At 65.6% G+C, this 688-nt stretch carries 1 protein-coding gene; it reads right to left on the reverse strand.

Translation table 11 applies throughout. The features are described from left to right. Positions 1-688 (reverse strand): ATP-binding cassette domain-containing protein (locus AACY08_RS27790; protein ID WP_339472310.1); only part of this gene is annotated, 688 nt, incomplete at both ends.

A 688-nucleotide genomic window follows, 5' to 3' on the forward strand; every position in this document is an offset into this window, starting at 1 on the left:
GATCGTTGGTCGGCTCGTCCAGCACCAGCAGGTTGGACGGCTTGGCGAATTCGCGCGCCAGCAACAGGCGCGAGCGCTCACCGCCCGACAGCGTGCCGATCTTGGCATCCAGCACGCCCGGCTCGAACAGGAATTCCTTCAAATAGCCGACGACATGCTTGCGAATGCCCTGCACCTCGATCCAGTCGCCGCCATCGGCGAGCACGTCGCGGATCGTCTTGTCGGGGGCCATCTTGCTGCGCTGCTGATCGATCACGAGCTTCTCGATCGTCTTGGCGAAGCGGACCGTGCCGCTATCGGGCTCCAACTCGCCGGTGAGCAGCTTGAGCAGGGTCGATTTGCCCGCGCCGTTCGCGCCGACGATGCCGATGCGGTCCTTGCGCGTCACGCGCAGCGACAAATCGCGGATGATCGTGCGGTCGCCAAACGCCTTGGAGATATGCTTCGCGTCGATCACCACCTTGGAGCGCGCATCGTCGCTGCCGATGGTGAGGTTGGCCGCCCCCTGCGGCCCGACCATCGCCGCGCGTTCGGCGCGCATCTCGACCAGCTTGGTCAGCCGCCCCTGGTTGCGCTTGCGCCGCCCGGTGACGCCGCGCAGCAGCCAATGCTCCTCCAGCTTCAGCTTGGCGTCGAGCTTTTCGGCATTGCGCTGCTCATCGGCATAGACTTGCTCGGTCCACGCATC

The organism is Pseudomonas sp. EL_65y_Pfl1_R83 (assembly GCF_963970695.1).
GTDB lineage: Bacteria > Pseudomonadota > Gammaproteobacteria > Pseudomonadales > Pseudomonadaceae > Aquipseudomonas > Aquipseudomonas tritici.